Origin of the sequence: Acetilactobacillus jinshanensis (assembly GCF_004359375.1) — a bacterium.
GTDB lineage: Bacteria > Bacillota > Bacilli > Lactobacillales > Lactobacillaceae > Acetilactobacillus > Acetilactobacillus jinshanensis.
The window spans coordinates 486,868-511,585 of record NZ_CP034726.1; the positions used below are offsets into that span (position 1 = coordinate 486,868).

Here is a 24,718-nt window from a genome sequence, read left to right on the forward strand (position 1 = left end):
AAGAGTTGGTGATTTTATTAATATCACCAGCTCTTTTTTGCTAAAATAAAGATGAACATAAATTGAGGACTGATAACAGTGAGGGTAACTTTACATAATCGTTATTTAAACGTTGTCGATAATACTAAAGGTGCCGAATTAAACAGTATCAAGGGACCTAACCAGACGGAATACCTATGGCAAGCCGATTCTGATTATTGGGGCTGGCACGCACCTATTTTGTTTCCAATCGTGGGTCGTTTAGTCAATAATCAGTATCGTTATCAAGGCCACACGTATCAAATGCATCAACATGGTTTTGCTCGACAGAGTCAATTCAAAGTCGATAGTGCATCTGACACTCAGGTGACGTTTGAATTAAAGTCATCAACAAGGACCCATAAGTTATATCCATTTGATTTTGACCTAAAAGTTAGCTACAAATTAGTTGCCCACACCGTTCAGGTTCAGATTAAGGTCAACAACGTCAGTGATAAAGAATTATGGTTCTCAACCGGTTCTCATCCCGGCTTTAACTTACCGCTTCGTCACGATGGAGCCACCTTTGAAGATTATCATTTAACAGTTGCGCCTAAGAAAGTTTATCCACGAATCATTCTTAAGAATTCATTGAACGATGTTCAGCATCCAATTAAAGCGGACATGCGGACACCACTTAATCTAACCCATAAATTATTTAACAATGATGCATTTGTGTTATCATTACATGGACACCAGACAACATTGATGTTGTCTACGTTTAAGGATAACAATGGAGTTGCCGTTACGGTCTATAATTGTCCATACGTTGGTGTCTGGTCACCATATCCGAAGCGAGCACCATTTGCTTGTATTGAACCTTGGTGGGGCTTAGCTGATAATTATTATCATCACGGTGAATTTACGAAGAAGACCGCAATTAATAAGTTGAGTTCTCATCAGGACTTTACCGCTCGTTTTGACATTACCGTTTTTTAAAGCTAATTCAGAATAATAAAAAGCTCCCTAATCAATTAATTTAATTAGGGAGTTTTATTGACGTTAATTTTAATCTTTATTTAGTGGCATGCTTTTTCTTCATGTGCCAATATACTAATCCGTAGTGGATGAGATTTTCATGGCCATGAACCATCCGAATGATGTTACTTCGATGTTTATAATAAACAAAGATCGTTAAAATTACGGCTAGTGGGAACAAGTACCAGTCATGAATTAATAAAATAATGATGGTAACAGTCGTAAAAGAAAATAGGCTGGCAAAACTAACCATACTGGTTAATAACGTCATGATCACCATCATGCTAAAGCAATATACAAAAAGCCAGGGACTATATACTAATAGCATCCCGGCACTGGTTGCCACAGCTTTACCACCATGGAAATGATCAAAGATCGATGCGGAATGACCAAGGATTGCCATGATTCCGAAGATTAGCATCGTTGGTTTGATGTTCCAGAAATCAATGTTGAACCAGATGGGTAAGAGCGTTGCAATACTACCCTTAGCAATATCCAGAATCATACAAACAACACCAGGGAAGACACCTAGAACACGTAAAGCGTTGGTCGCACCAATATTATGCGAACCGTAGTTACGAATGTCCTTGTGATAGAATAATTTACCGATCCACAGGCCATTCGGGATTGCGCCTAAAAGATACGCAATCACTAAAAAAATTGTAATTTTCAAAATATTCACCTTCGAAGTTGAAATGAAATCCAAATTAATTTTATCAGTTTTTGCTTTGAATGCCCAATCCGTTCCAAACTTGCATGAACTTAGCATTTCAAAATAAAATTAGCGTCCCGTTAATAATTTGATTAAAATAAGTATGTTAGAAAAAGGAGTCAACACAATGGCGAAAGATACACAACAATATAACGCGTCTTCAATTAAAATCCTGAAGGGATTAGACGCGGTTCGTAAACGGCCTGGAATGTATATCGGGTCCACCGATAGTTCCGGACTTCATCAATTGGTCTATGAAATCGTTGATAACTCCGTTGATGAAGCTTTAGCGGGCTACGGTAAAGAAATCCGCGTCACGATTCATAAAGATAACAGTGTCACCGTCGTCGACCACGGTCGTGGAATTCCGGTGGGGATGCATCCCTCTGGTAAACCAACTCCAGAAGTCATCTTCACGGTTCTTCATGCCGGTGGTAAATTTACTGAAAACGGTGGCTACAAGACCTCAGGTGGTCTACATGGTGTTGGTGCCAGTGTCGTCAACGCTATGTCATCTCATCTAACCGTTACGATCGTTCGTAATGGTCATCGCTATCAAGAAAAATTCCAAAATGGTGGTCATCCCGTTGGTACTTTAAAAGATTTAGGTCCAACCAGTGCTCATACTGGAACGACCGTCACCTTTAAACCAGATGCCAGCCTCTTTACCACGACCGTTTTAAATTATGGAATCATTCGTGAACATTTACGTGAAGAAGCCTTTCTGCTTAAAGGCATTAAGATCATTCTGACCGATGAACGTAAGCAACCAAAGCGTCAGGACGTTTTTAAATATGATCAAGGAATCCGTGAATTCGTTCAATATCTAAACGAAGGTAAACATACTTTAGGCCACGTGATGTACTTCAAAGGTAAGAAACAGGGAATTACCGTTGAAGTTGCCGCTCAATACAATGATGGCTACACCGAAAACATTTTGTCGTTCGTTAATAACGTTCGAACACCTGAAGGTGGAACTCATGAAATCGGCTTCCGAAACGCCTGGACGAAGACCTTTAATGAATACGGTAAAAAAGTTGGTTTGATCCGATCCAAGCGGAAAGCTTTAAGTGGCAGTGACGTTCGTGAAGGCTTATCCGTGGTAATTGCACTCTGGATTCCTGAAGAATTACTGGAATTCGAAGGTCAAACTAAGGAAAAGTTAGGGACGCCCGAAGCTCGATCGGTTGTTGATCAGATCGTTACTGAACAACTCGGTTACTACCTAATGGAACACGGTAAGTTTGCCCAGCAGTTAGTTATGAAGTCAACGAAGGCTAAGCAGGCTCGTGAAGCCGCTCGAAAGGCTCGGGATGCCACCCGTCGTGGTAATAAACAGAGTAAAAAGCAGCAATGGTTACTGTCCGGTAAGTTAACGCCGGCTCAGTCGAAAGACACCAGCGAAAATGAACTGTTCCTAGTCGAAGGTGATTCTGCCGGTGGATCGGCCAAGCAGGGCCGTGATCGTCGTCACCAAGCAATTTTGCCGTTGCGAGGCAAGGTTTTGAACACCGAACGAGCTAAGTTACCTGCCGTTATGAAGAACGAAGAATTAAGTACCGTAATTTATACCGTTGGGGCCGGCGCCGGAACCGAATTCGACATTAAAAAGGCCAATTATGATAAGATCATTATCATGACCGATGCCGATGATGATGGTGCTCATATCCAAATTTTGTTACTGACGTTCTTCTATAATTACATGCGCCCGATGATCGAGCACGGCCGGGTTTACATTGCCTTACCACCGTTATATAAACTTCAGACTAAACATGGTAAGAAGACCAAGATTGCCTACGCCTGGACGAAAGGCGAACTTGATCAGAAGGTCAAGAGCTTTGGTAAGAACTATACTTTGCAACGATTTAAAGGATTAGGGGAAATGAACCCTGACCAGTTATGGGAAACCACGATGAATCCAAATAAACGAACCCTCATTCAGGTTACGATTAACGATGCCCAGTTAGCTCAACGCAGAGTCGCGACGTTAATGGGCAATAAAGTTGCCCCACGTCGTAATTGGATCGATCATCACATTCAGTTCACGATGGGTGCCAACGGCAGTATCCTGGATAACACGAAATCGGATAATTAATTAAGGAGGACTCCGCTTGAAAGATAAACAAAAGATTAAACGTTTAAATCTGGAAACCGTGATGAGTGAACGGTTTAGCCGCTATTCTAAATCGATCATTCAGCAGCGTGCGCTTCCGGACGTTCGAGACGGTTTAAAGCCGGTTCAACGAAGAATCCTGTATGCTATGAACAAGGATGGTAACACCTATGATAAAGCCTTCAGAAAGTCTGCCAAGGCCGTTGGTAACGTTATGGGTAATTTCCATCCCCATGGTGATAGTTCCATTTACGAAGCCTTAATCCATATGAGCCAGGACTGGAAGATGCGTGAACCGTTAATTGAACTTCATGGTAATAACGGTTCAATGGATGGTGATCCAGCTGCCGCCATGCGATATACCGAATCTCGTACCAGTAAGATTGCTGGTCAGATGCTTCGTGACATCAACAAGGATACCGTCAGTTGGGTTCTAAATTTTGATGATACTGAATACGAACCAACCGTTTTACCATCCCGTTTCCCTAATTTACTAGTTAACGGTGCAAGTGGGATTTCTTCCGGTTACGCTACCCAGATTCCGCCGCATAATTTAGGTGAAGTCATCGACGCCATTATTTATCTCCAGAGTCATCCCGACGCCACTTTAGACGAATTAATGCACTTCATTAAGGGGCCTGATTTCCCAACCGGTGGAATTATTCAGGGCTTAAATGAAATCAAGAAGGCTTATCAGACTGGTCGAGGCCGGATTATTGTTCGTTCTCGAGTTAAAATCGTGCCAGTTCGTGGCGGTCGAAAAGAATTAAAGATTACTGAAATTCCGTTCGGCGTTAACAAGATGCAGATGGTTAAACAGATTGACGCTATTCGTTTAGATAAACGGATTAACGGAATTGCTGAAGTCCGTGATGAAACCGACCGCAGTGGTTTGACGATCGTGATCGAATTAAAACGGAATGCCGATGCTAAAGGGATCTTGAATTATCTTTATAAGAATACGGATCTCCAGATTGCTTATCACTTTAACGTGGTTGCGATTGATCACATGGAACCAAAGCGCTTACCGTTAAAGACCATTCTGAATTCTTACTTGGAATTCCAGCGCCAGGTTATTTACCGTCGAACTAATTTTGATCTGCAGAAGGCTCGTCAACGTCAAGAGATCGTCAAGGGCTTGATTAAAGCCATGTCGATTTTAAGTCAGGTCATTCAGACGATTCGTGCTAGTAAAAACCGTGCTGACGCTAGCCGTAATTTACAGAAAGCCTTTCGTTTTACTCAGCGCCAAGCCGATTCAATCGTTGCTTTACAGTTATACCGTTTAACTAATACTGACGTAACGGCACTAAACAACGAAAATAAGGAATTAACTCATAACATCAATTACTTCCATTCCATTTTGGATAGTCATAAGAAATTGGATGCCGTTTTAAAGCATGAATTATTAGGCATTAAGAAAGAATTTAATTCACCACGTCGAACGACAATCCAGCAGCATATTCAGAATTTACACATTTCTCAAAAAGTTACCGTGCCAAACGAAGACGTTGTGGTATTAGTTAGTCACGATGGCTACTTAAAGCGAACCAGCTTACGTTCCTATAAAGCTTCACCGAAAAACAAGAACGGTTTAAAGCCGGGTGATTACCCAATTTTCGAAAAGCAACTGAATACGCGTAATCATTTATTGATGTTCACTAATAAAGGCCACATGATCTATCGACCGGTCAATGAAATTACGAACGCTCGTTGGCAGGATACTGGACAGCACATTTCACAGGCGATTGGTCTTGACTTAGATGAACACATCATTGCGATTTATCCGTTCAAGTCATTAAAGGCCAACGGGATGTTTATGATTGCCACCAGTGATGGTTACATCAAACGCAGTCTCTTTAAGACTTTGAAACCAGGCCGTAATTACCGTCGTCATGCATCACCAGTCGTTAATCTCAAGACACCGTTATCGAGAGTTGTTAACGTTAGTTACTTACCTGATGACTTGCCGAAATGTACTGTCATGATGATCTCGAAATTTGGCTATGCCGATCGATTTGATTTAGCTCAGGTCTCGGTCAGTGGTCAACGAAGTGCCGGTGTTCGCGGAATAAATCTTAAGGATCACGATCGGGTCGTCAACGTTCAGTTGGTTAATGATAACGATATTTTAGGGATGATTACCCAGCGTGGCGCCTTTAAGAAGCAACCCGTTAATGAAATCCCGGTTACCAGTCGTGACCGTCGTGGAACCCGTGTCCTTAAGAAATTAAAGAGTAATCCGCATTACCTGGCCGACTTTATCAAATTAAACCCAGATAATCCGGATCAACCAATTAAGATTTATACGGATCACCGTCGCAAACACGTCATCGTACCAAGTGATTACCCGATGAACAACTTGACCTCAAATGGTGAGTTTGTGGTTAAGACCGCTCAAGAGGGTACGCCAATTCTCATGATGTATTAAGTTCACAATGTTTTTGAAGCATGATAAAATGTACAGATAGAAAACCTATGCGAAAGAGGAATTTTATATGATTGATAAAGATAAACAATTAGTCTTTGGTCACCGTAATCCAGATACGGATGCCATTGATTCTGCAATTGCTTACTCATACTTAATGAATAAGTTAGGTTATAACACTGAAGCCGTTGCCCAAGGTCATCCAAATGAAGAAACTAGCTGGGTATTAAAGTATTTTAACCATAAGGCACCACGTGTAATTACCCACGCTTATCCAGAAGTTAAAAAGGTTATGTTAGTTGACCATAACGAACCTCAGCAGACGATTCCAGACATCAAGAAGGTTACCGTTACTCACGTAGTTGACCATCACCGGATCGCTAACTTTGACACTTTAGCCCCAATTTATTACACGGCTCGTCCTTGGGGTTGTACCAGCACGATTTTAACCGTTATGTTCCATCATCATAACGTTGAAATTCCTAAACAGTTAGCTGGTTTAATGATGTCAGCTATCATTTCTGATACTTTACTCTTAAAGTCACCAACCACCACTAAGTATGATGTCAAAGCCATTAAGGAATTATCAAAGATTTGTGGCGTTGATTACAAGACTTATGGTATTAAAGAATTAAAGGCTGGTACCAACGTTGCCGGTAAGAGTGCTAAGCACTTAATCGATAATGATGCCAAGTCATACGTTATGAATGGCAAGCACGTTCGCATTGACCAGATCAACGTGGTTGACTTAGATGACGTTATGAAGCGTGAATCCGAAGTCAAGAAGGCTATGGAAGACGAATCTAAAGCTAAAGGCTATGACTTATTCTTAGTTATGGTTACCAACGTTTTAGACACCAATTCCACGTTAATTGCTACTGGTGACGTCAGCGTTATGGACACCGCCTTTGGTAAGCCTTTAGGTGCTGATGGTTCCGTTAACTTACCTGGTGTTGTATCCCGTAAGAAGCAGGTCGTACCACCGTTAAACAAAGCTTTCGATAAGTAATTTAAATTTATTAACCATTAATTTAAGGCATGGTTCTGATGATTATTCAGAATCATGTCTTTTTGTTTTACCTGATAAATGAACCATAATTTTCTGAAATATCCACATAATGAAGCATGAGGAATGATTAAGATAAAGAGTTGTGTTCACTGATAAATGAATACACGTTACTAATGTTTAAGTGTTTAAGGAGGGGGATTCCCATGATTTGTCCTAATTGCTATAATGTTATCTTTGGTCACGATGTTTATTGCCCGAATTGTGGGTATCAGCTGCACGGGAAAACTAATTCGAATGATAATTTAGGTTATCGTTTGGACGCCAAGTTACCAGTGAAACCGGAATTACAATCACGAATGGGTGCTAGATACATTGCCCGTTACAAATACGCAATGGGCTTTCCATTTAACGAAAAGAACATCGTTCACGCTTCGAAACGGAACCCGGATCTTCAGTATGATCATTTACCAGACCCGTTGAAGAATGTTTACCAGTCTGAAAATGATACGACCATTCCACAAAAGAATGAATACATTCTGTCGTTTGAAGACAGTGGACTATTGATTATGGGTGTCGTAGAATTCGTTCGTCAGGCCATTTATAAAGAAAACGGTCAGTACGACTTTAACGATTATAACTTCCACTTTACCCATCATAATCGCTTCATTCCAAAATCGAAGATTAAGAAAGCTGATTTACAGGGTGACCCGTCAAATCAGAAACTGGTCATGAACGTTAACGATCAGCAAAAGATGAAGTTTAAAGTGCCTAAAGTATGGCAAGCTAAACATTTCCAGATGAAGAACTTCCAGCGTCTCGATAAACTAGTTAATAAATTAAATTAAGCCCAAAATTAAAACACCTGATAATAGTTAGATTATAAAATCTAATTATTATCGAGTGTTTTTTATTATCTAAAGATATAACTATCGAATTGCCTTTTGACTATGGTGCTGCATTACAAAGCCGATGATAATCCAAGCAACGATCAAGTATGGATATAGATTAGCCGGGAACTTAGGGATTGGATAAACGTTACTGATAAACGGAAAGACTAAAATCAAAGCCCCAAGGATTCCGATAATCATGTGAAAAGCGGAATGGCTGTACTTTTTGTTTTTAGCAAAGAACGTTGAGCAACCAATACAGATCATAATGTATGTAATCAACATGCCTAACGTTCCTAATGTCGACGCATTGATGTAAACCGTTCGGTAGCCATACGGCAAACCAAAGATTGCGTAGATTACGGCCGTCAAAATCGCGGTAAAGGTAAACGCATTTTCAGGACCGTTAAATTTATGGCTAAGCTTACTTAACTGATGCGGTAAATAATGCTGTTCACTATAAGCGTATAGCATATAGGCACAAGCGTTACCACAGCCTAGAAATGCTGAAAAGGCACTCAATAGGATTGCAAAGTCCATGACCATTGCCATCGGCTGGCCCAGATATTTAACGGATAGGGCATCTAACGGGGATGCCGAATTAGCAAATTCACTCATGTTGCCTAAACCAAAACCGTTGACCTGGATAAAGGTAACGAAGACAAAGAAGATTGGTGCTAGAACGACCGTCCATAATAAAGCCTTTGGAATGGTCTTCTTCGGCACGTTGGACTTTTCGGATACTGAACAGATTTCTTCAAATCCAGAATAGGACAGGACCGCAAAGACGGTTCCTTGGCCAATCCCGCTCCAATTATTATGCTTCGGCATAAACGGTTTTAACGTTAAATTACCAGCGGCACTAACCTTAACGAAGATTGTAACCGATAGAATTAATAGGATTAGTAACGATACTAATTCTGTCACTAGCGCAATTTTACTGGTGAACCGGATTCCCAGACTTAAAATAATCCAAATAATTAGGATTAGGATGAATGGTAAAATCCGGTTTGAGATGTGAAGCCCGAAATGCTTTAGAAAGACGTTTGCGAAATTCCCGACTAGTCCGGCATGGGCCGGCATGATTGCCACGTACGCCAGGATCAGGATCCAGCCGGTGATGAAGCCACCTTTTTCACCGAACGCTTTTCGGTTGTAGGCGTACACGGATCCGGCACCGGCAATGTATTTCGCCATTGCCGCAAAACAAACAGCAACACAGAGGATACCTAAACCGCCCAATAGAAAAGAAACGGGGATGTTGTACCCAGCAAATTTAGTCGTGGCCGCAGTGGTGTAGGCTAGTGAATCTGTGGGTGCCATCCCTGAAATTGCCAAAGCAAAGAGACCCAGCAACGTTAATTTTTTCCGATCATTATGCATCTGAAAATTACCTCGTATTAAAATGATTAATTAGTTATTTTTGCATAAATTGTCGGATCCGTTTTAAAGCTTCCTTAATATCACTTAGACTAGCAGCATAACTAACCCTTACGTAGCCTTCGCCACCGGGGCCAAAGACGCTTCCGGGAACGACGCCGACGTGGGCCTTTTTAGCTAGTGTAAAAGCAAATCCGACACTATCATTCTGATACTTTTTCGGTAATTTAGCAAAGGTATAGAATGCACCTTCGGGTTTTGGGCATTTAAAGCCGAGTTTATCTAAGCCGTGACATAGGACCTGGCTGTTATGTCGATAAGCTCTTTTCATTGGTAGAGCGTCATCAGCACCGTTCTTAAAGGCTTCGTTAGTGGCGTACTGGGAACAGGTCGTAGCGGCTGTAATGGTGATGGTGTGGACCTTATTAATCTTATCAATAATTTTCTTAGGGCCACAAACGAGGCCGATCCGCCAACCAGTCATGGCAAAAGTCTTGGATGCACCGTTGAACATGATGACTTGATCTGGAATCATTGTGCCCATGGAATAATGTTTGCATCCATAGGTTAATTCACTGTAGATTTCGTCGGATAGACAGAAAATTGGGTACTGTTTGATAACGTCTGCTAACTGCTGGAGTTCTGCTTTCGAGTAAACGACTCCAGTGGGGTTATTAGGGTCGTTAAGAATGACGGCCTTAACTTTAGGATGTGTCTTTAAAGTCTTAGCTAACACTTTCGGTGATAATTTAAAGTTAGTACTATCGGTATTGATAAAGATGGGTTTAGCGTCGTGGATTAATACGTTCGGGATATAGAATGGATAAATTGGGGTTGGGATGATAACCTCATCTCCAGGGTTGATAATGGCGGCTAAGACAGAACCTAGGCCTTCACTGACACCGGTCGTAACGAGCATTTCCGATTTTGGATCGTAGTTTAATCCATAGTGAGATTTGAAGAATTTGCTCGCGTTGATTCGAAGGGACAATAGGCCACGCGGGTTAGTGTAATGGCTGTCGTCATTTTGAATCGCTTTAATCGCAGCTTCTTTGATATGAGCGGGAGTATGAAAACCCGGTTCGCCAACGGTTAATTTAACGACGTCCGGGATGTTAGCAATGTCATCGTTAAAACTATAAATGCCTAAAGGCCATTTTTGATTAACGTATGTGTTCATACGATTAGATAAATCCATAAATATCAATCCCTTTTCATTTTTATAGAATAATTGGCATTAAAAAATCCTCACGATTAATTATTAACCGTGAGGATTTGGCTACCGATTTAATTTTCGAGTCTAATTGGATTAATCCACACAGTTAATAATTCCCGTGTGGATATCATCAATGATGATTAAGATATTCGCACAGGCATACGATAGCTATTTGCCGCAATAGCTAGCGCAGCCGCCTGAATATTCACGTGTTCTACGCAATACATGTTAACCATCATTAACTTCCTTTCACCTAAAAATTATAAACATAATTAACGACTTGTAAATAGGTTGTGCCAATAAATATAAAATTATTTTGGAAATTTCCTAAAGAATGTGCTGATTTAGGTGAAATTATCGGTACTTTAAATCTTTTGGATTAATCTTGAAGGGATCATAACTATCTTTATATCGGAAGCACATCGCCTTACTGCAGAGTTCGTGAACCAGTTGGTTACCGAGGATTCCAGAATGGCCTTTAATTTGTCGAATGTGGAGATTAGTAAAGCGATGTAAGTATTGCTTAAGGACTCTAAGCTGACCGATCTTCCAGTCAGTATTTCGGGCGATCGATTGAATGGAGATACTGTGCCTGACGTTATGGGTAATGCTTTTAACCGATACTGAATCAGTGTTTAGCCTAATTTTGTGATTATACATCCGATGATTAATCAAGAATTTTAAGACCTGAATCACGGCTTCTAATTCGCAGTAGTTATTATTTTTGGTGTTAAAGTAGGCTGAATTGAATGCTAATTGATGACTGGCATCGTTAATACTGTATGCCCAAGCGCCGTCGTTAGAGTTCCGTTGACCACCGTCGGTATATACAACCAAGTTAAGGCGATGGTGTTTAATCAAGCGTCGTTCTGATAAGGTCGCAAAGGTGGGACGAAACACATAACGATATGCACTTTGATAGGTCTTAAAATAATGAAGCTGAGACTCAGGGTATAGATGATTCGGGAGGGATGATGTCCGATCAATTTTAATCACTGAACCTGACCTAACTGCGAAATAGGGAGCCATGTAATTACACCTCCACGTTTATTATATAGAATGCGAGTAACGCACGTCTAAATTATTGTGATGTAACTTGCAAACTTGATTAATCTGATTAAAATATATCGTGTAAGATATGTTGCTGATTTAATGTAAAGGGAAAGGTGATAGCATGGCAAAGTTTGATACCGCTATTTTTGCTGGTGGCTGTTTCTGGTGCATGGTTAAACCATTTGATACCATTCCAGGAATTGAGAAGGTGGTCTCTGGATATACCGGTGGTCACGTTCCGAATCCAACCTATGAACAGGTTTGTTCAGGTAAAACGGGACATACTGAAGCCGTTAAGATTACTTATGATCCCAGTAAGATTTCATACCATAAATTAGTCCAGATTTACTGGCAGCAGACCGATCCAACTGACGCTTCAGGCCAGTTTCAGGATCGTGGCAGTAGCTACCGCCCGGTAATTTACGTTAATAGTCCTGAACAGAAAAAGGTTGCTGAAGCGTCCAAAGCCAAGTTACAGGCTAGTCCGTTATTTGATAAACCGATCGTAACCCAGATTAAACCTGCTAAGCCGTTTTATCCTGCCGAAGATTATCATCAGGAATTCTACAAGAAGAATCCGCTTAGGGATGCAATGGAAGAATTAGGCGGCCGTAAACAGTTTATTGATAAATACTGGAAGCATAACCAGAATAAATAATTTTTGCTAAAGAGCGTTCTATAGCGATAAATATACAGTTATATATTAACAAAAGTAACTAACGTGGCTAATTTAAGTGATATTCTATAGATATAGAAACATATTCAAATTAATTTGATAATAAGTTGACATAATTAAGATTAAGAATATAATAACAATTGTATATCAAATGTTGAGTGTAAATAAGATCTCAATAATTAATAAACTAATAACATCTATCCTTAAAATTAAAAAGATACTCTAAACGTAATATTTAGGGTATCTTTTTTATAAACTGAATAAATAATTAATTATAAATTATTTTTCTGATATTTAACAAACACCTTTAAAAAGTTCGTCAACGTATTTTTGATTGGTAATCTTAATGGCAACACCAGAAGTGGTTACAGTTGCGCATTGATTCTTATCTGTAGGTGTCTGTGAATAGCGAACACCAAGCAGGGCGTCAGCGTGCATATCTTTAGCTTGCTGCATCATTTCATTTTTAGCGATTCTATAAGCATCGCTTAATTTACCAGACTTAGCGCCTTTAACGTGACCTAGAATCTTGTATGCCTGTTTAGGTAGATTGTTATTGAGAACCTTCATAATGAAACCTCCAATAAATTAGACCTTAGCAATCTTGCTAGGATAACTAAGTTTGTAATCATAGTGTTTAACAAAATCGGTTGGTACGTATCCTTTATGATATTTTTTGACACGAGCTTCGAATTTAATTTTTTGATGATCTTTTAGATGACCAAGTTTACGAAAGCCTTGCGTATAACTGAACCATAAATGACCAGTAATTTCCTTACCACGATATGTAATGTGTTTTAGTAATAATGATAGTTGGCCATTACTTTTACGACCAAATCGAGCGTAATCACCAATAAATTGATAACGTTGATTATTGCCAAGTTGTGCTAATCGTTTTCGAGCGTGATCAACAAGCTGATAATTATTCTTAACGTGAATTCCACTTATAAATACAAATCCATGATATATTGCATGAATTTGTTTAAGATCATCAACTGACCAGATTCGTTTCAATTGAACGGATATTTCATGAATGACTTGAAGCCAGGATGCAATCGTTAATAATTTATGAGTTGCTTTTAGATATGTATGATGATTACGTGTAACAAAATTATCATTGATAAATGATCTAGGTTTAAATCCATAAATATAACTTAAGCCACGGATTATTCGTCGGTAATTTTTATCAACATTAAGATGGCATGATCGATGTTTACGAAGACAAATTATTCTATAATTAATATTGTGCAAACTTTTAATAATTTGTTTTTTAGCATGATTGATTTCAGTGGAATCTAAATTATGATATTGGATTGGATTTTGTCGATATTTGATAATAAACATAAAATCAATTCTAAAAATTTAATTATTTCATAAATTTATACTAAGCAACGTTACGTTTTCAAGTAATTGCTAATCTGTGGTGTAAATGTGGTGTACCATAAATAGATATACGCTATAAATGCCTATATAATGGCAATACTACTACTAATGCACATAACCTATTGAGTTATGTGCATTATTTACACATTGAATCATTTAAAATTACCCAGATTTAGCGTAATTTCAATAAACTTCGGATCCATTTTCTTAAACCGACGATAATATTCTTTATCTAAATTTCGGTAATGCTGAGCAACTTGATGAATTTTATCAACGGCGTATTTATGATACTTTGGTAAAATTGTTAATTCTTCATGCAAGCTAGCTAATGCGTTATGCATTTTACCGATTGAATAATCATTATCGATAACTTCTTTAACTTGTTCGATGCTATTATCGACCAAGCTTTTTTGGAATTCGCTTAAATCATCCATATTTTTGACCTTTCTGATCTTAACTTGTAATCCGTTATATATTGCAGCAAAATTTTAATTGCTACTCAGTCATATTTCTAATTACAAAATAAAAAGATTACTGATGAATAGCTTTGAATAACGTAATTTGTAATCCAGCAATAATAATTAATAAAATAATCAAGCCAATTCTTAATAAATGATTACTGAAGAATGAAAAACCAATAATAAACATAATAATCCAGAAAATCGTACTGGTCCACCATAAAATTTTCGACATTTATAATCATCCTTAATTATTTTTTGCTAGATCTTTATTGGCGACGTAAATCAGACCACTCGTTAATAACGTAATTACTAAACCAAAAATTAACTGTCCCAACAAATATGGGAATACGATCATGGTCCAGATGGAACTGATAATTAATAAACCTTCGCCCACAAGAGATAATTTCAATAATTTAGCGTTATACTTGTACATTAATAATAAATTAAGTAATTGAAGTGCTGTCAATAATCCCGTTGATAATAAAGAAATATTAATCGAATTACTAAAACTGCCGACATAGATATTGAATAACGTTACGCAGCAAAGGTACACACTGCTCAAACTTAATAATAATCGAAAAGCGCGATTTGGCATTTGATCCCTCTTTTAGTCGAAAACTAAATTGAACTGGTCATTAATGTTAATAATTCGCTGCTTACTGATATCGAATTTAGTACCATGATCTTTACAGAAATTCTTTAAGACATCGCTATTGGTTTTAGTGACTTCAAACGTTGGTTGTCCTTTTACGTTTAATAAGTTAAAAATTACGTAGTCATTTTCAGATAACTTAGCAGCTAAATTCCGGCTAAAAATGTGTGAATTAATATGAATTTCTTTTTGCATAATAATATCCAACCTTTTCATTTTCGATAATCTAACGGATAACAAAAGAGACCAATGCGAATTACATTGGCCCGAAACTGCCATAAGTGTTCTATTAAATAAATTTTTGTCAATATCTATAAGATGACAAAACTCTACCTATATTGTATCTACATAAAATGCGTACAATAAAATCTATTATGGTATGGCTTTCTACTGTTTCAGTTATTATGATAAACTAATCCCTTTTTAATTACAAAAGATTGTAATTACGACACTAAAAAAAGCCATCTAACTAAAGATGACTTTTTGGTGGGTCGATGGAGAGTGAGGGATTCGAACCCTCGCGCCAAATTGATGACCTACACCCTTAGCAAGGGCGCCTCTTCAGCCACTTGAGTAACTCTCCATAATTGATATTTATATCACTCGACACTTATTATTTTAATACGTTATTCTGGGATTTGTCTAGGGGTTGCCAAAAATTTCTTGACTTTGACTGAGTTTCCGGGTTACCTTTTACGTAGTTATTAATTAAAGGAATGAATAAATCTATGTATCGAGCAGTCGTATTTTTTGATTTAGATGGAACCCTATTGGATTCTTATAAACGAGTTCAACGCAGTAGTTTAAAGGCTTTACAGGAATTAAGGGCTAATCATATCCTGCCCGTTATTTCAACTGGCAGAAGCCTATTAATGATCAGATCAATCATGACTAAGACCCAGATTCACACGGCCATTTGTGCCAACGGAAGTTATATTCAGTATAAGAATGAACCATTGAATATTATCCCAATTCCGACCGACATAATTGAACGCTTAATCAAACTCTCGGGTCAAAACGGTAAGGCCTTAGCCTTTCAGACTCGTGATCATATCGTATTAAACCGAGCTAATCCGTTAACGCATGCCGCCTATTTACACCACAGTGTTAATCCAACGGTTCGACCTGATTTCTACCGAACCCACCCGATTAACTTTATTAATCTGTTCACAACTAATCATGGGTACTATTACGTCAACCAGTTTAAGAATCAGTTAACGATCGTTTGTAACAGTACCAAATGCTTAGACGTTACTAAGGCTGGTGTCAGTAAGCAGCTTGGGATTAAGATCTTACTTAAAAAGTTACATATTGCAGGGATTCCAACCTATGCCTTTGGTGACGGTTTAAACGATGTTCAGATGTTCGATCAGGTCGATCACCCGATTGCCATGGGCGAAGGTTTAAAGCCATGTAAGGAACGTAGTGAATTCGTTACCGATACGAATGACCGTGGCGGAATCTTTAAAGGCTTAGCTCATTTTGGCTTAGTAAAATAAAGTAAAATAAAAATGACTAAATTAATTAGTCATCATTAAAAGGATTGATTTAGATGGGACTTACAATAACGATTGCGGTGTTATTAGTCATCGTAATTGGTTTAATAATCTTACGTGCTTACCAATTTAAGCACCCTCAGACCATTCGGTGGCAGATTGGTCATCAAGTGTTTACGTTTGAATTTCCATTCCGCTGGATGCATTTAATGCGGTTCAGCAATTACTTCGAGGATGTGTTGGCAATGATCGGATTATTCGTTTTAGGCTTGATTGTTTTTATCGCAGTATGTGTATTCCTGTTCTTATTTATTGGATTTATCCTACCCATAATTTTAGTAATCGGCCTAATCGCTTTAATCTTTTTCTTACTTTTTATACTCTAATTAGATTGACATCCCGTTGATGCTAATCTTCGGAATGTTAACGACCTTTAATTTATTACCGGTCTGCTGGTAATAAACTTGAAAGACACCACGGATGGTATTAATCGTGTTAATATCAAACGTCGTACTATTGATAAAGCTTCCGGACGTGGAATTTTCCGTTCGGAAGCTATTTTTGTATGCGATGTAATTCTGGAGATCAACAACTTTAGACGTGATGATACTGTTGTAAATCTTAACGAAATAATCAAGCTGTTTAGCTTCACCTAAGTGGTAATGATTATCGATATAAACGATCTTACAAGCCATGTTAGTTAACCAATAAATCTGAATGATGGTCTGTTCGTTAATGGGCTTCTTTTTAAAGGTCGATAGTTGATCGAAAATGATCTTGTATAGCGTTTTCATAATATTGCCTCCTCAAATCATTATAGATAACTACAATGATAAGTAAAATATTGTTAAAAGCAAGTCTTTTTACTGCATTCTCGTTTTAACCCGCTTAAAGAAGTCCTTGAATAAGTTATTCTGAGCGAGTTTAGACTGCCAGAGGTTTTCAGGATGCCATTGAACACCCTGGATTGAAGCGTCATGATTTTCGATGCCTTCGATGATCTGATCACTGGCCCTGGCAACAACTTTTAAATTATGACCAAGCGTCTTAATTGCTTGGTGATGACGTGAGTTGACGATCTGTTTAGGACCTAAGACACGATAAAGGCGACTTTTTGGACTAATGGTCACCGAATGAAAACTGCCTTCATGATCGATTAACTGACGATCAGTAATTTGGGTATAGATGTTTTGGTATAATTTACCGCCTAAAGCGACATTAATCATTTGACTGCCCCGGCAAACACCCAGGATCGGTTTACGTTCATGGATCGTCTCGTGAATGATTGCTAGTTCAAACTGGTCACGTTCTGGATACGTTAATTCCGGCATGATGGCTGGTTCGCCATAGGTACCGGGATCGATGTCGTCACCGCCGCCTAAAATTAAACCGTTAAACTGGCTCACCATCTGCTTAATTAAGCGTTGGGATGGATTAATTACCGATGGCAATAATAATGGTGTGACATGATTATAAATCAAAGCATCGGTTAACGGGTAAGCGCCATAATGCGGAATGCGAATATTAGTCTTCGATGTCGGGAATGAAGTCTCGTACATCGTAACGCCAATTTTCAATTAAGACTCTCCTTAATAATGTTCTTTCAGCTAAAATTAAAGAGAGAATATTCTATAACATTCCCTCCTTAATTAAATTATCGGTTAGTAATATCTTAGCAAACTCCGGAACTGATTCCGATTACTAAGAAGCTAAGTACTAGTAATGCAACACCAGAAATGATAAATTTACCTTCTCCGGATTTGCTCCAACCCCATTGAACCTTTAAGGTTGAAATTAAGGTCATGACGAAACCAGCAGCGAAGATAAAGAAACCTAAAATAACGCTGACGCTGACTCCAGGAGTTAAACCTTCCATAAATGGAAGCCATTTACCAAATAAAGCTGGAACTTTAGCCACAGCTAACATGAACATACTCAAGCGCCTCCTGCTTGCTTATTTCATTTACAATTATAAGCCAAAATTATATAATTCACACCTGATTAATAAAATATTTAAAGGGGCCAAACTTTGTTAAAAATTCGAACTTATGGAAATAGTTTTTATCACAACCGGGTTAACCTTCATGTCGCGGTGCCGAAACGATACGGTTTTCCTGATAACTGCCTGGTTTTAACACGAGTTACCAAGCCGACTTACGTCCTTTTTCACGATAATGGCGAGATCTTTAAATCGATCAGTCAGACCCGAAGCCGGATTAATCCACCCGTTTATCGGCATGGCTTAAATAAATACGCCATTACTCAGCATAATAATCTCCAAATCCTTAGCGGAACTGACTTAGCTAACTTAATATTCACTAAGCATCCCACTAAAAAGGAACTCAATTCAGCAGTTATGGATTACATTCATTTCATTAGAAAGCTGTGTGACACCGGAATGACCTTTAAGTACGTTTACTGAGTTTACTTTAAAATCTTTAATAGGTCGTCGACGTTCATCTTTAAGACCTTAGCGTACTTTTTAATGGAATACATGGTATCGTTTGGCGTCGTTCCTGTCGTTTCCCAACGGTGAATTACACCCTGGGTGACGCCGCATTCCTTAGCGGCTTCATATAATGTCCACATGTTGGCCATTCGACGGTCAGCTAATTTAGAACGAGCGCCCTGGGCATGTTTAGCTTGATGCTTAGCGTGTTTGACGGATTTGTTCTTCATGTTGTTGACGGTGTTTTTATTAAGTAAATCACTAAATTTCATGATATAAGCTCCTTTGCTTACTTCTTATTATGATAAATTTGTTCAATTTTACTACCGAGATTCTTATTACTAGCTGGATTACGCTGAGTGTAAATTGCCAACGTAATCTGCGGGTTGGCATGGCCTAACGCATGTGACACCTCGGTTAATGGCATCCCGTTATTCAATAGATAACTGGCGAACATATGTCTAAACGTATGGGCCGTAAAATGACCGCTTAAGTAACCAAGCCCAGCTTGCTTTAAAATCTTTGATAAATTTCTGGAAATGGTGGTATTCGACATGGGAACACCCTTATGCGTCGTGAAAACAAACGTCTTTTCGTTCCATGGCTGTTCCAGGTGCTTAAAAAGTTTAACTTGCCAAGTCTGGTATTTGATTAATAATTGAGCTAATTGCTTTGAGATTCCGATACTTCTACGGCTGTGCGGTGTCTTTGGTGTCCGTAAACCGTTGTTGTCACGGGTATGATTAATATGAATCCGTAATTTAGTTAGGATAATATCCTGCCACGTTAGACCTAAGAGTTCACCCTCACGCATCCCGGTGTCTTCCAGAACATGAAAAATCGTCTGGTACAGAATTGGTTCATGTTTTAGTTGACGATTAAACTTAGCCAGTTCATCAGCCGTCATCAACCGCTTTTTTAGCTTACCAGTGATAGTGGGAATCTTGGTTCCGCTCAGTTTATTCCGGCTGACGATGTCGTTATCGACCGCTGAATTCATTAACGTAATCATGCGGTGATGAACGTTAACGATACTGCTGTGCTTCAACCCCTTATCGATTAGCTTATTGATGCATAACCGTTGGTAAATATTTTTGTTGATCTGCTGGACTTTCACGTTGCCAATGGTCGGGATAATGAAATTACGAAACGTATATAGATACGTGTGGTAAGTTGATACCTTCCACCGGGAACGGTTAGCTTCAATAAAGCTATGAACCCATTCGCTGATTGTTAGATTAATAAACTTCAGCGAATTAGCGTTACCTTTCATGACTTGACGACGAACTTGGTCTAACTCCAGGTTAGCTTCCTGAACCGAACCAAAATTACGCCGTGAGATCTCGTGGCGTTTATGACTACTATCAATGTAAGTATAGCGAAATCCAAAGCGTTTATGCCCGTTCTTATGGACATAAAAGATGTGCGGATAGCTTTTTAAATGATACGTTTTTGCCATGCGAAAACCTTCAAAACCAAAATTAATCTATTTTCATTTTATCATAACGACGAAACCAATTTTTAAATGACGGAATTATCTTATAAAATGTAGCTGAATAACCTTTTTACATCAGAAAGTGACATTTATGAAATTAAACGAATTATTAACCCAAGACATAACTAAGTTGAAGCCCAAAGCATTGATCATCGTGAAACACGCTGCTCAATACCGGAATTAATTAATCTTGGAATCATTTTACTGGGTTACTATGCAAATTCAGCTAAAGTTGAAAAACTGAGTCAGTTGGGTGACTGCCTGTCAGTAGCCCATTACTTGCAGGCACCCCGTGCTTTAAAATACGGTCGTGATTTCGAGAATAATCCTAAATTTCAGAAACTACCGACTAAACCGAAGAAACACTTAACTGGTGAAATCCAGGACTGCACGATCTCGTTTTCAAGGGATCTAAGTAAACAACGATTATCCATAGCGTTTACAGATTTGAAGTCATTTCTTAATCAGTACCCGATTCCGTATGTATATTTGTATCAGAACCAGAAGTGGCAATTATTGCGTCAAAACGGCCGTGATTTATCAACTCCAGCTGATTTGAGAAACGTCATCGCTAAATTATTAAGCAAGAAGGCTTAATCGATGAAATTAAATCCGAACTTAAAAAACGTCACGAACGTTAAGAAATTAACGTTGGGTAAAGTCTGCCCCAGCTGTCATTACATCGTACCTGTTCACGAAAGGTATTGTTATCACTGCGGATTGAACTTTATGAAGCACGCTCGTTGCGCCGTGGTGGATGCTGGTAAGCACAGCTTTCCGACCATGAGGGATACCCAGACGTGCCCAAAATGTCATCATAAAATTAGTGGCACCAACCGGTATTGTAACTACTGCGGGTATGACATGCTGAAAAATCAATAAGTAAAGGAAGCTCGATCATGATATTTTTGATTGGAATCGGTGCGGGCTTACTATTACCGATTCAGACATCGATCAATTCAAAGTTGCGGTTTAAAGTGGGTTCGCCCTATTTAGCATCTACGGCATCGATGGTGACTGGGATGCTATTTTTAATGGTCATCGCTTGCCTGTTTGGTCAGGAATTATTACCATCGTTATCTGTTTTTGATGATGATCACTGGTGGTTAGGCCTTGGTGGTTTAATGGGTGCCATTGCCTTTACGATTAACGTTTTATTGTTGCCGCACTTAGGTGCTGTCCAAACGATCATTATGCCGCTAATCGGCCAGATCATCATGAGCATGAGTATTGATAACTTCGGTTGGTTTAATCTACCGGTCAACCATTTTAACATCGTTCGTTTATTCGGAGTTCTGTTATTGCTAAGTGGAGTCTTAGCCGTAATTTACCAGAAAAGTGAAGATAAAATTCGGAAAGGTAACCCAATTCCGTGGCAATTACTAGGAATTATTGCTGGTTTTGCGTTAGCTATTCAGACGTCATCAAACGGCGCCTTAGGTCGGACGATTCACGCACCGATTAGTGCCGGAGTCTATTCATTCACCAGTGGATCCATTATTTTAGTTTTGGCCGTGGGTATCTTTGAACATGACTTTGGTCATTATCTAAGAGCTGTTGGCTACGGCACTCGCTGGTGGATCTGGATTGGCGGTCCGCTTGGTGCTACCTACGCTTTCTGTAACCTTAGCTTGGCACCGATTATTGGTGCTGGAACCACGATCGTCTTAACGATTTTAGGTAATGTTGCCGGTAGCGTCGTAATCGATAAGTTCGGCCTGATTGGGACGCCAAAACGAGAAATCGGCTGGCGTCAGTATCTAGGCCTCGTGATTATGATATGCGGAGTAATATTGATTAAATTATTTTAAAATTGATCTGAGTAAAATAAAGGCTCTTCACACATAATATCTGTGAAGAGCCTTTTAGTTTATTCAGATTTATTAACGTTAATCTTCAACACGATGCTTCTTGAGATCATAATCATAGAAGATCCAAGCACACCCACCGAATAATACGGGTCCGATGAATGTCCAGAAGTCATCAATATAGTCGTGTGTCAATAATGGCTGGATAAAGTTAAAGACAATTCCAAAGATTAAGACAATCAAGACCATAACGGTTGATGACCAAATGACCCTCTTACTGTGATAAATTTCAAATGGTCGGTTCATGTTAATAATCTTCTTAAAGAATGGGAATGCAAAAACAATTAATACGTATTGCAACGTCGTGGATACATTATTCATATCTGTCAAAATCTGATAGAACATCTTAGCGCTTGAGCCACCAAATGAAGTGAAGAATAGTACAACACTCATTAAAGCCGTCTGAATCCACATAACATGGTTTGGCATCCCATGCTTATTAAGATGCAATGCCCACTTAGGCCATAATTTAGTTGATGACCCAAACATAAATGATTTGATTGGTGAATAAAGTAGAACGAAGAAACCACCAATTCCACCAGCTAAGGTAGCAAAAGCTTCAAAACGAACTAAGAAATGACCAAAGGCTAATGTGGTTCCAGGAGCCCAGTTTAAACTACGACCTAAAGCGAAGCCAACGTTGGCCATTAAAACATACATAACGTTACCTAAAGTAACTGACTTGCGACCCATAATGTGAGCCCAATTGATACTTACACCACAGAGAAGAATAGATGCTGTATATAGAACAACCATGATGACCATGGAGATCATAACTGCACGCGGGAAAGTCTTCTTAGGGTTCTTTAAATGATTAATAACACCGCATAATGATTCAATTCCAGCGTAAGCAAAGATCGCGTATACAACGAACGAAATCATTGAAGCGGTGTGTCTAAACTGTGGATTCGGTGGAACGATAAAACTCTTGAAACCCGTGATTGGTTGAGCTAAATGGCCATGGTTAGTAAAAATCAAAATGATTGATAAAGTACAAAAGATTACCACTAATAAAGTTGCCATAAAGCCACCGATGGAAGCAATCCATGTAATTGACTTTAAACCTTTAATTGCTAACCATGTAGCAAAGATTAGAAAAATAATGGATAAGATACCTAAAGTTTCGGTGCTATCTAGTCCCAAAATACTCCATTGTTGAGTGGTATCTTTCCCAAAGATCATAGCAGACCAGGAAATCCAGCTATTGGGAATCCAGAAAATATTGGTAATGATCCAAGCTAATAGCCAAATAAACGTTCCAATAAATGCCCAACGTTCACCGATTGACACTTTAATCCAAGAATAGATTCCACCACTTTTATCACTTAAAGCAGAACCATATTCAGCAAACATAAATGATGTTGGGATGAAGAAACAGAACGCACCAACTAAATACCAAATAATACTAGCGTAGCCCATTTGTTCATATGCCGTAGCGGTATTAACAAAGCCAAATGCGGTAGCAAGAATCATTAGAACTAAGCTAGTCAAAGAAATGTTGCCATCTTTTGACATAATAAAATGAAGCCTCCAACTTTTATTAATTCAAAGAGGTTAGAGACACAAATCATTTATTTGTTGAATTATATACTAAAAAGCCATCATTTTAAGATAGCTTAAAACGATGGCATCAATTTTACCTACTTAACATATAGTCCAACGTTCAAAGCTCTCCGCAGTTTATCTACGACAGTTCGCGATCTATTGAATCACGCCCCAGATCACCAGTAACCACTTTTACTAGCACCTCGGCAACTTTCCCTTTCAGCTAACTTCTTCACTAAAGTAGTAGTTCAATTAACCTACTCTTGTCAGTTGCAACCTCTTTGATTTTTATATTAAATATATTATAACTTTATGGTATTTTTGTCAAACCAATTTATTGATATTGACTATCAATGTTTAACTTTATATAGTTAAATTATACGTAAATTTAACTAATGTTCGTTTAAAGGAGCAATTACTATGAGTAAATTAAGTCCTGATACAAAAAAATATTTGTCATATGCTAAAAAATGGGTTGGCAACATCCCTTATAGCATGGCTGGACACGCTGATTGTTATCATAAATTGAAGGCTGGAAAGAAACCAGCATCAGGTGACTGCAGTGCCTTCGTATTAGGTGTCTTAGCACATGATGGTTATAAAGTTCATCAAGCCAGTACACCCACTATGGATGCTGAACCAGGTTTAAAGCGAATTAAACCCGATGAAGCAACGGTTGGTGATGTCGTTATCGTTAATAAGGGTGATGGATATAATTCGAATGGTCACACCGCCTTTTTATTACAGCCTTGGAAAAAGTACGGGAAACATACTAAGGTTCTTCAGGAAAGTGTTTATCATGATCTTAAGAACGTTAACGTCAAAGAATTTGGGCCTAGCTTTGCTGATTTAGCTGGCGGTAAAACTCGGTTCTATCACCCAACTAAGCCTTAATTAAT

Annotated in this window: 29 protein-coding genes, 1 tRNA gene and 1 riboswitch; of the genes, 13 read left to right on the forward strand and 17 right to left on the reverse strand. The window is 38.7% G+C overall.

The window, feature by feature from the left end; genetic code table 11:
- Positions 1–78 precede the first annotated feature (78 nt).
- Positions 79–957, forward strand: a complete 879-nt coding sequence (locus ELX58_RS02410; RefSeq protein WP_133441578.1) for an aldose 1-epimerase family protein — start codon at positions 79–81, stop codon at positions 955–957.
- A 76-nt stretch (positions 958–1,033) separates the two neighbouring features.
- Here ELX58_RS02410 and plsY read toward each other — a convergent pair whose 3' ends face one another.
- On the reverse strand, positions 1,034–1,678 hold the full coding sequence (gene plsY / locus ELX58_RS02415; protein WP_335878648.1) for a glycerol-3-phosphate 1-O-acyltransferase PlsY: 645 nt from the start codon (positions 1,676–1,678) through the stop codon (positions 1,034–1,036).
- A 157-nt stretch (positions 1,679–1,835) separates the two neighbouring features.
- Here plsY and parE point away from each other — a divergent pair, with 157 nt between their 5' ends.
- The 4 genes from parE to ELX58_RS02435 all read left to right on the forward strand — a co-directional run bounded on the left by parE (position 1,836) and on the right by ELX58_RS02435 (position 8,103).
- On the forward strand, positions 1,836–3,803 hold the full coding sequence (gene parE / locus ELX58_RS02420) for a DNA topoisomerase IV subunit B (RefSeq protein ID WP_133441580.1): 1,968 nt from the start codon (positions 1,836–1,838) through the stop codon (positions 3,801–3,803).
- A gap of 16 nt (positions 3,804–3,819) precedes the next feature.
- A complete protein-coding gene (gene parC / locus ELX58_RS02425) occupies positions 3,820–6,252 on the forward strand; it encodes a DNA topoisomerase IV subunit A (protein ID WP_133441581.1) in 2,433 nt (810 codons plus the stop codon).
- A 67-nt stretch (positions 6,253–6,319) separates the two neighbouring features.
- Positions 6,320–7,258 (forward strand): manganese-dependent inorganic pyrophosphatase, encoded by a 939-nt coding sequence (locus ELX58_RS02430; RefSeq protein WP_133441582.1) that lies wholly within the window; start codon positions 6,320–6,322, stop codon positions 7,256–7,258.
- A 203-nt stretch (positions 7,259–7,461) separates the two neighbouring features.
- Positions 7,462–8,103, forward strand: a complete 642-nt coding sequence (locus tag ELX58_RS02435) for a hypothetical protein (protein ID WP_133441583.1) — start codon at positions 7,462–7,464, stop codon at positions 8,101–8,103.
- 81 nt (positions 8,104–8,184) lie between these two features.
- Here the strand turns inward: ELX58_RS02435 and ELX58_RS02440 are convergent, their stop codons facing one another.
- From ELX58_RS02440 to ELX58_RS02450, 3 genes are all read right to left on the reverse strand, one after another.
- The gene (locus ELX58_RS02440) at positions 8,185–9,528 is read right to left on the reverse strand and encodes an APC family permease (protein ID WP_133441584.1); all 1,344 of its coding nucleotides are present in this window, start codon (positions 9,526–9,528) and stop codon (positions 8,185–8,187) included.
- A 34-nt stretch (positions 9,529–9,562) separates the two neighbouring features.
- Positions 9,563–10,723: an aminotransferase class I/II-fold pyridoxal phosphate-dependent enzyme gene (locus ELX58_RS02445; RefSeq protein ID WP_133441585.1), complete on the reverse strand. Its 1,161-nt coding sequence runs from the start codon at positions 10,721–10,723 to the stop codon at positions 9,563–9,565.
- Between the two features lie 372 nt (positions 10,724–11,095).
- Positions 11,096–11,641 (reverse strand): RNase H family protein, encoded by a 546-nt coding sequence (locus tag ELX58_RS02450; protein ID WP_162614599.1) that lies wholly within the window; start codon positions 11,639–11,641, stop codon positions 11,096–11,098.
- Positions 11,642–11,915: 274 nt separating this feature from the next.
- Here ELX58_RS02450 and msrA point away from each other — a divergent pair, with 274 nt between their 5' ends.
- The gene (gene msrA, locus ELX58_RS02455) at positions 11,916–12,452 is read left to right on the forward strand and encodes a peptide-methionine (S)-S-oxide reductase MsrA (protein WP_133441587.1); all 537 of its coding nucleotides are present in this window, start codon (positions 11,916–11,918) and stop codon (positions 12,450–12,452) included.
- A gap of 312 nt (positions 12,453–12,764) precedes the next feature.
- On the opposite strand, the gene ELX58_RS02460 is transcribed toward msrA, so the two are convergent.
- From ELX58_RS02460 to ELX58_RS02485, 7 genes are all read right to left on the reverse strand, one after another.
- A complete protein-coding gene (locus tag ELX58_RS02460) occupies positions 12,765–13,040 on the reverse strand; it encodes a heavy metal-binding domain-containing protein (protein WP_133441588.1) in 276 nt (91 codons plus the stop codon).
- An 18-nt stretch (positions 13,041–13,058) separates the two neighbouring features.
- On the reverse strand, positions 13,059–13,484 hold the full coding sequence (locus tag ELX58_RS02465; protein ID WP_133441589.1) for a hypothetical protein: 426 nt from the start codon (positions 13,482–13,484) through the stop codon (positions 13,059–13,061).
- 521 nt (positions 13,485–14,005) lie between these two features.
- Positions 14,006–14,287 carry a hypothetical protein gene (locus ELX58_RS02470; protein ID WP_133441590.1) on the reverse strand — a complete coding sequence of 94 codons (282 nt, stop codon included), beginning with the start codon at positions 14,285–14,287 and terminating at the stop codon, positions 14,006–14,008.
- 97 nt (positions 14,288–14,384) lie between these two features.
- On the reverse strand, positions 14,385–14,546 hold the full coding sequence (locus ELX58_RS07815) for a hypothetical protein (protein ID WP_162614600.1): 162 nt from the start codon (positions 14,544–14,546) through the stop codon (positions 14,385–14,387).
- Positions 14,547–14,558: 12 nt separating this feature from the next.
- The gene (locus ELX58_RS02475) at positions 14,559–14,909 is read right to left on the reverse strand and encodes a hypothetical protein (protein WP_133441591.1); all 351 of its coding nucleotides are present in this window, start codon (positions 14,907–14,909) and stop codon (positions 14,559–14,561) included.
- Positions 14,910–14,921: 12 nt separating this feature from the next.
- Complete coding sequence (locus ELX58_RS02480) at positions 14,922–15,161, reverse strand: hypothetical protein (RefSeq protein WP_133441592.1); 240 nt, start codon at positions 15,159–15,161, stop codon at positions 14,922–14,924.
- Positions 15,162–15,461: 300 nt separating this feature from the next.
- Positions 15,462–15,549: transfer RNA gene (locus tag ELX58_RS02485), tRNA-Ser, on the reverse strand.
- 145 nt (positions 15,550–15,694) lie between these two features.
- Between ELX58_RS02485 and ELX58_RS02490 the strand changes: the two genes are divergently transcribed.
- The gene (locus tag ELX58_RS02490; RefSeq protein ID WP_162614601.1) at positions 15,695–16,465 is read left to right on the forward strand and encodes a Cof-type HAD-IIB family hydrolase; all 771 of its coding nucleotides are present in this window, start codon (positions 15,695–15,697) and stop codon (positions 16,463–16,465) included.
- Between the two features lie 53 nt (positions 16,466–16,518).
- Positions 16,519–16,848 (forward strand): hypothetical protein, encoded by a 330-nt coding sequence (locus ELX58_RS02495; RefSeq protein WP_133441594.1) that lies wholly within the window; start codon positions 16,519–16,521, stop codon positions 16,846–16,848.
- Here the strand turns inward: ELX58_RS02495 and ELX58_RS02500 are convergent, their stop codons facing one another.
- The 3 genes from ELX58_RS02500 to ELX58_RS02510 all read right to left on the reverse strand — a co-directional run bounded on the left by ELX58_RS02500 (position 16,849) and on the right by ELX58_RS02510 (position 18,395).
- Positions 16,849–17,256 carry a hypothetical protein gene (locus ELX58_RS02500; RefSeq protein ID WP_133441595.1) on the reverse strand — a complete coding sequence of 136 codons (408 nt, stop codon included), beginning with the start codon at positions 17,254–17,256 and terminating at the stop codon, positions 16,849–16,851.
- A 69-nt stretch (positions 17,257–17,325) separates the two neighbouring features.
- On the reverse strand, positions 17,326–18,039 hold the full coding sequence (locus ELX58_RS02505) for a gamma-glutamyl-gamma-aminobutyrate hydrolase family protein (RefSeq protein ID WP_133441596.1): 714 nt from the start codon (positions 18,037–18,039) through the stop codon (positions 17,326–17,328).
- Between the two features lie 95 nt (positions 18,040–18,134).
- Positions 18,135–18,395, reverse strand: a complete 261-nt coding sequence (locus tag ELX58_RS02510) for a hypothetical protein (RefSeq protein ID WP_133441597.1) — start codon at positions 18,393–18,395, stop codon at positions 18,135–18,137.
- Between the two features lie 96 nt (positions 18,396–18,491).
- On the opposite strand from ELX58_RS02510, the gene ELX58_RS02515 reads away from it, so the two are divergent.
- Positions 18,492–18,884: a hypothetical protein gene (locus ELX58_RS02515; protein ID WP_133441598.1), complete on the forward strand. Its 393-nt coding sequence runs from the start codon at positions 18,492–18,494 to the stop codon at positions 18,882–18,884.
- 2 nt (positions 18,885–18,886) lie between these two features.
- On the opposite strand, the gene ELX58_RS02520 is transcribed toward ELX58_RS02515, so the two are convergent.
- A complete protein-coding gene (locus tag ELX58_RS02520; protein ID WP_133441599.1) occupies positions 18,887–19,183 on the reverse strand; it encodes a helix-turn-helix domain-containing protein in 297 nt (98 codons plus the stop codon).
- Between the two features lie 17 nt (positions 19,184–19,200).
- Complete coding sequence (locus tag ELX58_RS02525; RefSeq protein ID WP_133441600.1) at positions 19,201–20,370, reverse strand: tyrosine-type recombinase/integrase; 1,170 nt, start codon at positions 20,368–20,370, stop codon at positions 19,201–19,203.
- A 315-nt stretch (positions 20,371–20,685) separates the two neighbouring features.
- Here ELX58_RS02525 and ELX58_RS02530 point away from each other — a divergent pair, with 315 nt between their 5' ends.
- From ELX58_RS02530 to ELX58_RS02540, 3 genes are read left to right on the forward strand one after another with little or no spacing between them, the layout of a single operon-like run.
- A complete protein-coding gene (locus ELX58_RS02530; RefSeq protein WP_133441601.1) occupies positions 20,686–21,003 on the forward strand; it encodes a hypothetical protein in 318 nt (105 codons plus the stop codon).
- A 3-nt stretch (positions 21,004–21,006) separates the two neighbouring features.
- A complete protein-coding gene (locus ELX58_RS02535) occupies positions 21,007–21,288 on the forward strand; it encodes a zinc-ribbon domain-containing protein (RefSeq protein WP_133441602.1) in 282 nt (93 codons plus the stop codon).
- Positions 21,289–21,305: 17 nt separating this feature from the next.
- Positions 21,306–22,217 carry a DMT family transporter gene (locus ELX58_RS02540; protein ID WP_133441603.1) on the forward strand — a complete coding sequence of 304 codons (912 nt, stop codon included), beginning with the start codon at positions 21,306–21,308 and terminating at the stop codon, positions 22,215–22,217.
- Between the two features lie 78 nt (positions 22,218–22,295).
- Here the strand turns inward: ELX58_RS02540 and yjeM are convergent, their stop codons facing one another.
- On the reverse strand, positions 22,296–23,789 hold the full coding sequence (gene yjeM, locus ELX58_RS02545; RefSeq protein WP_133441604.1) for a glutamate/gamma-aminobutyrate family transporter YjeM: 1,494 nt from the start codon (positions 23,787–23,789) through the stop codon (positions 22,296–22,298).
- Between the two features lie 143 nt (positions 23,790–23,932).
- Positions 23,933–24,109, reverse strand: a riboswitch (Lysine riboswitch).
- 130 nt (positions 24,110–24,239) lie between these two features.
- On the opposite strand from yjeM, the gene ELX58_RS02550 reads away from it, so the two are divergent.
- Positions 24,240–24,713, forward strand: coding sequence for a CHAP domain-containing protein (locus tag ELX58_RS02550; RefSeq protein WP_133441605.1), 474 nt, complete (start codon positions 24,240–24,242; stop codon positions 24,711–24,713).
- Positions 24,714–24,718: the final 5 nt, after the last annotated feature.